This window comes from Microcystis sp. M079S1 (genome assembly GCF_020246425.1).
Taxonomy (GTDB): Bacteria; Cyanobacteriota; Cyanobacteriia; order Cyanobacteriales; family Microcystaceae; genus Microcystis; species Microcystis aeruginosa.
This window is the reverse complement of record NZ_JADBSZ010000177.1, coordinates 1-9,603: the sequence shown is the minus strand read 5'-3', so window position 1 is coordinate 9,603 and position 9,603 is coordinate 1. Positions and strand designations below refer to the sequence as shown.

Genomic DNA, 9,603 nt, shown 5'->3' with positions numbered 1-9,603 from the left:
TTAGGGACTTGCGTGGGAATAATATCCCAATCGATCGGAGGGCGCAAGCTTTGCGCCCCTACAGTAACGGATTTTGTCCACAATGTAGGGGCGAACTGCGTTCGCCCAAAAGGTACATTATCAAAGCGCAAGTCCCTTATCAGTTATCAGATGCGAGTTACAGCGTTTCTCAGATAGATGAGGTTCGTTCTTGCGGCTAAAATACTTGATTAGCAAGGGTTAATCTGTGCTTCACCTTGACGAGAAAGGCTGTATCGGTTCACTGATTACTGATTACTGTTCACTGATAACTGAAAAGTTTCCCCATCTCCCCACTTCATAATTCATAATTCCTTCTCCCTGCTCATAGACAGTCTTAACGAGTAATTTAGATAGTCAACAGCTTATCTTCTGACCTAGCACTTTTTTTTAAAAAGTATCATTAATTTTTATCTCAATTCTGAATATTAATTAATCCCAGGGTCGGTTGCTGGCAAACTCAGCAGCGTATTAAGAAAAAATAACGAATTGCTAGAAAGCCCAGAATCTGGATAATGATCGAGGTGGAGACAGAAAAATTGCTCTACTTAAGCCTGTCTGCCGTAAGCGTCCAATAGTAGATAGGGAGTCAAAAGCGACGCTCAAGAAAATCCTTCGGTTGTCAGGGAAACGAGAGGATATTTAGTGCGAAATTGAGCCGTAAAAAAACTTAAAATCCCGACAAATATCGTAAAAACTAAGGGGAACACATGACCACAAAAACCTATGCAACCATAGATGGTAACGAAGCTGTTGCGCGCGTTGCCTATCGTCTCAGTGAAGTAATCGCTATTTATCCTATCACTCCCTCCTCGCCTATGGGTGAATGGTCCGATAGTTGGGCGGCCGAACGGAGAGCTAATCTCTGGGGAACCATCCCTTCCGTAATCGAAATGCAGAGCGAAGGTGGGGCAGCGGGAACCCTGCACGGAGCGCTACAAACAGGCTCTTTAACTACCACTTTCACTTCCTCCCAGGGATTATTATTAATGCTCCCCAACTTCTACAAAATTGCGGGGGAATTAACCTCTTCAGTGGTCCATGTGGCGGCCCGTGCTTTAGCAGCCCAAGGATTGTCAATTTTTGGGGATCATAGTGATGTTATGTCTGCCAGAAGTACGGGGTGGGCGATGTTAGCAGCTAATTCCGTTCAAGAAGCTCAAGATCTGGCGGCTATTGCCACGGCTACCACCCTAGAAACGCGGCTTCCTTTTCTGCACTTTTTTGATGGTTTTCGTACCAGTCATGAGGTGCAAAAAGTCGAATTAATTAGCGATGAAATTCTCAAAGAACTGATCGATGAAGACCTAATTATTGCCCATCGTCAAAGAGCTTTAACTCCCGATCGACCGGTGTTACGAGGCACAGCACAAAATCCCGATGTTTATTTCCAGGCAAGGGAAAGCGTCAATCCTTTCTATCATGCTTGTCCCGATATCACTCAAAAAATTATGGATCGTTTTGCCCAATTAACAGGACGGCAATACCATCTCTATGAATACCACGGTGCGCCCGATGCCGAAAGAGTGATTATGTTAATGGGATCGGGAGGGGAAACCGTCCATGAAACCGTCGATTATCTCAATCAAAATGGGGCTAAAGTTGGGGTTTTAAAAGTTCGTCTCTATCGTCCCTTTGCCGCCGAAAAATTACTGGCAGCTTTGCCCACCACAGTGAAAAAAATAGCCGTTTTAGATCGCTGTAAAGAACCCGGTGCCGGGGGCGATCCGCTATATTTAGACGTGGTAAATGCCTTTATGGAAGAGTACGAAGGTAAGCTGCCGAAAATTGTCGGAGGACGCTACGGTTTATCTTCCAAAGAATTTACTCCAGCCATGGTTGCTGGTATATTTGATAACTTAAGTCTCGACAAACCGAAAAATCACTTCACTATTGGTATCGTTGATGATCTTACCTTTTCCAGTCTGGAATATGACCGCAGTTTTTCCACCGAACCAGACAAAGTAGTGCGGGCAGTTTTCTACGGTTTAGGTTCCGATGGTACGGTGGGAGCTAACAAAAATTCAATTAAAATTATCGGTGAAGATACTGATAATTATGCCCAGGGTTATTTCGTCTATGATTCCAAAAAATCTGGCTCCGTCACCGTTTCTCACCTACGCTTTGGTCCGGAGCCGATTCGCTCTACCTATTTAATCACCGATGCTAACTTTATCGCCTGTCATCAGTGGGAATTTGTCGAACAATTTGATCTGCTAGAAACCGCTAAATCGAACTCAATTTTTCTCCTCAATAGTCCCTATCCACCAGAGGAGGTATTTAGTCACCTACCCCGCCATCTCCAGCAAACTATCATCGACAAAAATCTGCAAGTTTATACGATTAATGCCACTCAAGTAGCCAAAGAAGCGGGGATGGGCAGTCGGATTAATACCGTGATGCAGGTGTGTTTCTTTGCCCTAGCGGGGGTTTTGTCGCGGGAAGACGCGATCGCACAAATTAAAAAAGCTATCCGCAAGACCTACGGCAAGAAAGGGGAAGAAATCGTGCAGATGAACATCAAAGCTGTGGATTCTGCCCTAGAACACCTCTATCAAGTGCCAATTCCCGCCACTGTTACCCCGGAAGCCTTGGAATTAAGACCTCCAATCCCCGACACCGCACCCGCTTTCGTCCGAGAAGTCCTCGGCAAAATTATCGCCCGTCACGGGGATGAATTGCCCGTTAGCGCCCTTCCCAACGATGGGACCTATCCCACCGCCACTAGCCAATGGGAAAAACGCAATATTGCCCAAGAAATCCCCGTTTGGGATGCAGATGTCTGTGTTCAGTGCGGTAAATGCGTTCTCGTTTGTCCCCACGCCGTTATTCGCTCGAAAGTCTATGATGAGGCCGAATTAGCCACGGCCCCGGAAACCTTTAAAGTCGCTAATGCCAAGGATCACGACTGGAAAGGGCTAAAATTCACCATCCAAGTGGCCGCCGAAGATTGTACCGGTTGCGGTCTCTGTGTTGATGTTTGCCCCGCTAAAAACAAATCGCAACCGCGTCTAAGAGCGATTAATATGGCTCCCCAATTGCCCCTACGGGAACAGGAGCGAGTTAACTGGGATTTCTTCCTTAATTTGCCTAATCCAGACCGATTAAGCCTAAATCTCAACAAAATTAACCACCAGCAAATGCAGGAACCTCTCTTTGAGTTTTCCGGCGCTTGTGCCGGTTGTGGTGAGACTCCCTACGTTAAATTAGTCAGTCAGCTATTTGGCGATCGCATGATAGTGGCTAATGCCACCGGTTGTTCATCTATCTACGGAGGTAATTTACCGACAACACCCTGGGCAGTTAACGCCGAAGGTCGCGGGCCGGCCTGGTCGAATTCCCTCTTTGAAGATAATGCCGAATTTGGCTTAGGATTCCGAGTTTCCATCGATAAACAGGCAGAATTTGCCGCAGAACTGTTAGGAACCCTTGCTAGTGAAATCGGAGAAAGTCTAGCGGCAGATATTCTCAATTGTCACCAAGTCGATGAAGCGGAAATTTACGAACAACGGCAACGGGTAGAGGCCCTAAAATCCCGTTTAGGGCAATTAACCCCGACCACGCAGGTGAAAATGTTGTTATCCGTGGCCGATTATCTGGTCAAGAAAAGCGTCTGGATTGTCGGGGGTGACGGTTGGGCCTACGACATCGGTTATGGTGGCTTAGATCACGTTTTAGCCAGTGGTCGCAATGTGAATATTTTGGTCATGGATACGGAAGTTTACTCGAATACGGGCGGCCAGGCCTCGAAAGCTACTCCTCGGGCCGCCGTAGCTAAATTTGCTTCTGGTGGCAAACCAGGACCGAAAAAAGACCTCGGTTTAATGGCCATGACCTACGGTAATGTCTATGTGGCCAGCGTGGCTATGGGGGCAAGAAACGAGCAAACTATCAAAGCTTTCCTAGAAGCGGAAGCTTACAACGGGCCATCGTTAATTATCGCCTATTCTCACTGTATTGCTCACGGGATCAACATGACCACCGCCATGAACCATCAAAAAGAAGTGGTGGAAAGCGGTCGCTGGTTAATGTACCGTTATCATCCCGATTTAGCTAAAGAAGGCAAAAATCCCCTGCAATTGGACAGCCGTGCGCCTAAGCTTACCGTAGCGCAAACTCTCTACTCGGAGAATCGCTTTAAGATGTTGGCCACCAGTAAGCCGGAGGAAGCTAAACGTCTGCTCAAAGAAGCACAAGCAGATGTGGATACGCGCTGGCAAATGTATCAGTATTTAGCAGCAAAAGGTACAGGGAGCAACGAATAGTTATGAATCTACACACTACCTACATGGGTTTACAATTGCGATCGCCGCTAGTCATCGGTGCGGCCGCACCCTTGAGCGAGGATATCGACAATATCAAGAAAATGGAAGACTTCGGAGCCGCTGCCGTGGTTTTACACTCCTTTTTCGAGGAGCAGATTAAACAGGAAAGACTGGCTCTACACCATCATTTTACCCACGGAGCCGAGAGTTTTGCGGAAGCTTTGACTTATTTTCCCGAACCGGAGGTTTTTCACGTTGGTTCCGACGAATATCTCAACCATATTCGCAAAGCCAAAGAAATGGTCGATATTCCCATTATTGCCAGTCTCAACGGTGAGACCTCTGGGGGATGGTTAGAGTATGCCATTCAAATTCAACAAGCGGGCGCTGATGCTTTGGAGTTGAATGTTTATTATGTTCCCAACGACCTGGAATTAACCGGAAATCACGTCGAACAAAACTATATTGATATCCTCAAAATTGTCAAATCGGAGGTATCAATTCCCGTATCGATGAAGTTAAGTCCCTACTTTAGCAATACGGCCAATATGGCTAAACAATTAGCGGAAGCGGGGGCCGATGGGTTGGTATTATTTAACCGTTTCTATCAGCCGGATATCGACTTAGAAACCTTGGATGTTCACCCCAATATTATCCTCAGTAATCCCCAAGCAATGCGTTTACCCCTGCGCTGGATTGCCATGCTTTACGGTCGTGTACCGACGGATTTTGCCGCTACCAGTGGCATTCATAACGCCATCGACGTGATCAAAATGATGATGGTGGGGGCAAAAGTGACCATGTTAGTTAGTGTTTTATTACGCCACGGTTTGGAGGAAATTACCAAGATCGAACAGGGTTTATTGCATTGGTTGGAAGAAAATGAGTACGAATCGATCGAGCAGTTAATTGGCAGTATGAGTCAAATGAATTGTCCAGATCCGACCGCTTTTGAACGGGTACAGTATATGAAAGCTCTGCAAAGTTACGAACCTGTTTGGAAACGTTTTCAAACCACCAGTAAATAAAAGTGGGAAGTGGGGAGCTTTTTTCAGTGTTGCCAAAGGCACGGCGTAGCCGTCCAGTAATCAGTAAACAGTAATCAGTGAACTGAAAACTTAAGTAGGTAGGCGTTAAAAATTATCAGCCACCCCCCTTATCAAGGGGGATCCCCCCGCCTATCGGCACCCCCCTTATCAAGGGGGACTAAGGGGGGATCGGCACCCCCCTTATCAAGGGGGATTAAGGGGGGATCGGCACCCCCCTTATCAAGGGGGATCCCCCCGCCTATCGGCACCCCCCTTATCAAGGGGGATCCCCCCGCCTATCGGCACCCCCCTTATCAAGGGGGGCAGGGGGGATCGAACCTAAAATCGATTTTTAATTTAATTATAACCAGCTACTTAACTGAAAACTGAAAACTTACATCTGATCACTGATCACTGATAACTGATAACTGACAAAAAAATCCAGGAGGATATAACCATGAACGAGAATCAAAAGAAAAAAATCGGCATTCTGACCAGTGGTGGCGATTGCCCGGGGTTAAACGCGGTAATTCGTGCCGTGGTGAAATCATCAAAACTCAAGGGTTGGGATGTGTACGGCATTCCCTACGGGACCGACGGTTTTATGCAGATTGCCGAGGGAAAATATCACCCCGAAGATTTAATCCTGACTCAGCATGGCTATAACCTACCCGGGGTCTTGAAAGGATTAGACGTTTTGCAGTTTCTTAGTGGTAGTGTTTTGGGTTCTTTGAGCAAAGGACATCCCGAAAACCCAGAAATTGCCACGAAAATCCTGCAAGGATACGAAATGCTGGGATTAGATGCCCTGATCGTCGTTGGGGGCGATGGGAGCATCGATATCATCTACGATCTCGCCCAGAAAGGCAACTGGAATATTATCGCGGTTCCCAAAACCATCGATAATGACGTTCCCTATACGGAATGGGCAGTCGGTTTTACCACTGCCGTCGATATCGTTACTCAAGCTTTGTATGATCTCACCTTTACCGCCGCTAGTCACGAAAGGGTGATGATTGTGCAGGTGATGGGTAGAGATGCCGGTCATCTAGCTCTTCATGCTGGGATTGCCGGGGGGGCCGATGCGATTTTTATTCCCGAATTAACCCCTGCTCTCACTCCCGAAATTATCGACGGTTGTTGTCGTCATTTGGCAGAATTACGCGCTCAAGGTCGTAAATTCGCTCTCATTGTGATTTCTGAGGGTGTTAAAAACGAAGATAACCAAAAAGAGAAGTATATTGCCGATTATTTAGAAAAATTAATATTTGACAAAACTCGCTCTTTGTGCGTTACCGATCCCGTCTTCTGTTATCTCAATTCCATGGATGTGCGGGCCATGTCTTTGGGACACCTGCAAAGAAGTCGTCCTCCTTTGGCCATGGATCGACTCTTGGCCACGGCTTTCGGCATTAAGGCCGTAGAATTAATCGAACAGGGTAAACTTGATCGCGTGGTGATTTGGCGCGGGGGACAAGTGCGTAGTTTGCCCCTGAAACCAGTGATCAAAATTATCAAACAATGTCATCAAGAAAATCGCTGTGCCTATCCCGTGGATCCTGAGGGTTTTATTGTGAAAACAGCCCGTTCTTTGGGAATTTACCTAGGGGAAAATCCCACAACTGAGACGGCAGTAGTTCCGCAAGCTGTGGAGGCGTTGGTTTAGTGATAATAAAGCGAGAAGGGTTGCTAATACTTTCTCGCTTTTTTAATTGGTTAAGATTAGATATTTCTCAACCTTACAATTACGAAAGATACTGACGGCTACTGTCGAAATAAAGAAACTTTTTTAAAGAGTGTAATTAGGGCTTGCTGAATAAATGTGAAATATAGACGAGGTAAGGGTTTTAGGGGCCTATTTTGCGAAACAGGTGCAAGATTTTGAGAGAATCGTGGTTGAAAACCTTGCATCTTCGGGGCGAAGCATTCGGGCATAACCTATCGGTGAAACCAGAGATTTTCTATCCGAATGCTTCGCCCGTACTTTTTCAGCCAGCCCTAATTAATTTTCTGAGCATAAACTTTTATTATTATAAACCCGAACTGTATATCCTTCTCAACCCGACGAATCAAATTCTTTTCTGTCAAATTTGTGGCTTTTCTCGCGAAACAGGTGCAAGATTTTGAGAGAATCGTCGTTCAAAACCTTGCGTCTTCATCGGCCCGCGTCCTGTAGGGGCGAAGCATTCGGGCAATAACCTATCGGTGAAACCAGAGATTTTCTATCCGAATGCTTCGCCCGTACTTTTTCAGCCAGCCCTAATTAATTTTCTGAGCATAAACTTTTATTATCGGCCCGCGTCCTGTAGGGGCGAAGCATTCGGGCATAACCTATCGGTGAAACCGTAGATTTCCTATCCGAATGCTTCGCCCGTACTTTTTGCCGCAAACCCTACATAAAGACTTCTACTATCAGTGATGAGGTTATAAGATTGAACTATTGGACAAGCTTCAATGAGATGTCTAATCTCTTGAAAATAGTCATTAATCAACAAATTCTATCTCCTCAATTTCTTCTTTGTCTTGCAGTAAAGCTTCTAGCATCCAAGCTTCTCCCATCCATTCATCAAAGTCTAAGGTATGCTGCAATTCATTGTTTTCAAATCGTCTGAGAAATTCTTGTGTCTGCATTTGATACTTAAGTAGGTAGGCGTTAAAAATCATCAGACACCCCCCTTATCAAGGGGGGCAGGGGGGATCGGCACCCCCCTTATCAAGGGGGCAGGGGGGATCGAAGCTAAAATCCATTTTTAATTTAATTATAACCAGCTACTTATTTTCAAAAAAAGTTATTCGTTCTTGGGTGCGCTTAATTCCTTCTTGAAGTTCTTGCGGTCTTTCGGTTAATGCGTCTTCAATAAATTTTTTTAAGGAGTTTAGATGCTTAGATTTAAGTTTTACTTCAGCCATAATGCTTCCGAGTTGATAATCGCTGCTGTTTGCCATTCGTCAGTCCATACTAATTCTAGTTCATCTACTGCTAAAAAAGCTTGGGCGAGTTCTTCTGCTTCTTGTTGTTGTCGCCATTGTTGTAAAATTGAGGCGATGAAAATGCTTTTATCTTCTACTTTCTGGTTTAGGTAATTAACCAGTTCATCGGGTAAAAAAATGGAGATTTTAGCCATTGTTATCTCTTTGGCTATTTGATTCCAATGTCTATCGTATCGTGAACTACTTTTCCTTGCCAACTAATTTTCCTTCACTATTAAATTTAATTCTGCTTACTTCTAATCTCCTGAATATCTTGCCAAAAATCGGCTCTTGTCACATTTTTTAAGGTCTGTTGACGTTCTTGAGTATAGTCACCAAAACCCCATCCAGTATCTTGTAAAAAGCGAATAGCATCGACTTGTCCTAATTCTTTAACTAATGCTTGATAGCCTTTTTGTCTTAGCTCAATTGGTGTCATTGTTTTCATCTACTTGTAATAGCAAAGTTTCCATTAACCAAGTAACAGGATTATCTAATTTTACTTGCAATAATTTACTGTATTTTATGGCTTTTCTAAGTAATCTGTCATCGGTGGTTAGCAATACGTCTATCCTAGCATATTCGGCGGAAGCGATATGAAAAGAATCATAAAGATCAAATCCTAAATATATAACCAATACTGTTTAACTGTTGTCCCATTCTTCATCACTAATACCCGCTTGTTTGAGAATTTCCTTAACTAAATCTATAGAGATTTCTTGATTTCCATGAGGGTTAGGGATGCGAATTTTATGTTGACCCTTTTTCATAAATTGATGTTTACTACCAGAAAAAGGTCCTGTGTAACCTAAAGCTTTCAATTTTCTGATTAATTTTCTGCGAGAAATTGCTGATGGCATAACTAAACTTCTGCAACTGTTGTAACTTTAATTTCTAATCCATCTATGATAGGTAAAGGGTCGCCATCTTGTAATTTTAAAATGATCCATTCTTCTAGAACTTCTAGTAAGTCTTGACGGCATTCTTCAACGGTCAATCCATTTCCCCAAACGCCTTGAAAGCCTTCTATTTCAGCAAACCAAGTACCGTCATTTAGCCTTTTGTATTGTGCTTTTTGTAAAGCTTTTTCACAATAATTGAGTAAGATCATTTTCTTCTCTAAATCTCCATAATATGTAACTAGGGTTTGCTGAAAAAGCTTTTCCTGGGGGCAGGGTGTGGGGTGTGGGGTGTGGGGTGTGGGGTTTTACCAGTTTTGAGGTGGTCAACTACCTAATTTTCAGGGAAAAAGTACCTGAATTTTCCCCCGATCCCCGCAATGGCTGGCACTTTTTGAGGGGAAAAAAGTCCAAAAGTCTTAT

The 9,603-nt window shown here is 44.5% G+C and carries 9 protein-coding genes; 3 read left to right on the top strand and 6 right to left on the bottom strand.

Translation table 11 applies throughout. The features are described 5' to 3' along the window. Window positions 1–728: 728 nt before the first annotated feature. The 3 genes from nifJ to IM456_RS11540 all read left to right on the top strand — a co-directional run bounded on the left by nifJ (window position 729) and on the right by IM456_RS11540 (window position 6,977). A complete protein-coding gene (gene nifJ, locus IM456_RS11550) occupies window positions 729–4,283 on the top strand; it encodes a pyruvate:ferredoxin (flavodoxin) oxidoreductase (RefSeq protein WP_287694852.1) in 3,555 nt (1,184 codons plus the stop codon). Between the two features lie 2 nt (window positions 4,284–4,285). After that, window positions 4,286–5,311: a dihydroorotate dehydrogenase-like protein gene (locus IM456_RS11545; protein WP_287694850.1), complete on the top strand. Its 1,026-nt coding sequence runs from the start codon at window positions 4,286–4,288 to the stop codon at window positions 5,309–5,311. A 457-nt stretch (window positions 5,312–5,768) separates the two neighbouring features. Beyond that, complete coding sequence (locus IM456_RS11540) at window positions 5,769–6,977, top strand: ATP-dependent 6-phosphofructokinase (RefSeq protein ID WP_287693277.1); 1,209 nt, start codon at window positions 5,769–5,771, stop codon at window positions 6,975–6,977. Window positions 6,978–7,795: 818 nt separating this feature from the next. Here IM456_RS11540 and IM456_RS11535 read toward each other — a convergent pair. The 6 genes from IM456_RS11535 to IM456_RS11510 form a co-directional block, all read right to left on the bottom strand. Then, window positions 7,796–7,975 carry a hypothetical protein gene (locus IM456_RS11535; protein WP_002758288.1) on the bottom strand — a complete coding sequence of 60 codons (180 nt, stop codon included), beginning with the start codon at window positions 7,973–7,975 and terminating at the stop codon, window positions 7,796–7,798. Between the two features lie 105 nt (window positions 7,976–8,080). Beyond that, window positions 8,081–8,221, bottom strand: a complete 141-nt coding sequence (locus tag IM456_RS11530) for a hypothetical protein (protein WP_172970480.1) — start codon at window positions 8,219–8,221, stop codon at window positions 8,081–8,083. After that, window positions 8,209–8,436, bottom strand: a complete 228-nt coding sequence (locus tag IM456_RS11525; RefSeq protein WP_287693276.1) for a hypothetical protein — start codon at window positions 8,434–8,436, stop codon at window positions 8,209–8,211. Before IM456_RS11525 ends, IM456_RS11530 begins: the two co-directional genes overlap by 13 nt. Window positions 8,437–8,522: 86 nt before the next feature. Further along, window positions 8,523–8,720, bottom strand: a complete 198-nt coding sequence (locus IM456_RS11520) for a hypothetical protein (RefSeq protein ID WP_002797026.1) — start codon at window positions 8,718–8,720, stop codon at window positions 8,523–8,525. Window positions 8,721–8,925: 205 nt separating this feature from the next. Beyond that, on the bottom strand, window positions 8,926–9,141 hold the full coding sequence (locus IM456_RS11515; protein ID WP_002797028.1) for a type II toxin-antitoxin system HicA family toxin: 216 nt from the start codon (window positions 9,139–9,141) through the stop codon (window positions 8,926–8,928). 2 nt (window positions 9,142–9,143) lie between these two features. Next, window positions 9,144–9,392 carry a type II toxin-antitoxin system HicB family antitoxin gene (locus tag IM456_RS11510; RefSeq protein ID WP_002736552.1) on the bottom strand — a complete coding sequence of 83 codons (249 nt, stop codon included), beginning with the start codon at window positions 9,390–9,392 and terminating at the stop codon, window positions 9,144–9,146. Window positions 9,393–9,603: the final 211 nt, after the last annotated feature.

Excerpts from the sequence above, each read along its gene's own strand:
- IM456_RS11530 (WP_172970480.1), bottom strand. The coding sequence starts at position 8,221 with ATGGCTGAAGTAAAACTTAAATCTAAGCATCTAAACTCCTTAAAAAAA.
- IM456_RS11510 (WP_002736552.1), bottom strand. The coding sequence starts at position 9,392 with ATGATCTTACTCAATTATTGTGAAAAAGCTTTACAAAAAGCACAATAC.
- IM456_RS11520 (WP_002797026.1), bottom strand. The coding sequence starts at position 8,720 with ATGACACCAATTGAGCTAAGACAAAAAGGCTATCAAGCATTAGTTAAA.
- nifJ (WP_287694852.1), top strand. The coding sequence starts at position 729 with ATGACCACAAAAACCTATGCAACCATAGATGGTAACGAAGCTGTTGCG.
- IM456_RS11515 (WP_002797028.1), bottom strand. The coding sequence starts at position 9,141 with ATGCCATCAGCAATTTCTCGCAGAAAATTAATCAGAAAATTGAAAGCT.
- IM456_RS11545 (WP_287694850.1), top strand. The coding sequence starts at position 4,286 with ATGAATCTACACACTACCTACATGGGTTTACAATTGCGATCGCCGCTA.
- IM456_RS11540 (WP_287693277.1), top strand. The coding sequence starts at position 5,769 with ATGAACGAGAATCAAAAGAAAAAAATCGGCATTCTGACCAGTGGTGGC.
- IM456_RS11535 (WP_002758288.1), bottom strand. The coding sequence starts at position 7,975 with ATGATTTTTAACGCCTACCTACTTAAGTATCAAATGCAGACACAAGAA.
- IM456_RS11525 (WP_287693276.1), bottom strand. The coding sequence starts at position 8,436 with ATGGCTAAAATCTCCATTTTTTTACCCGATGAACTGGTTAATTACCTA.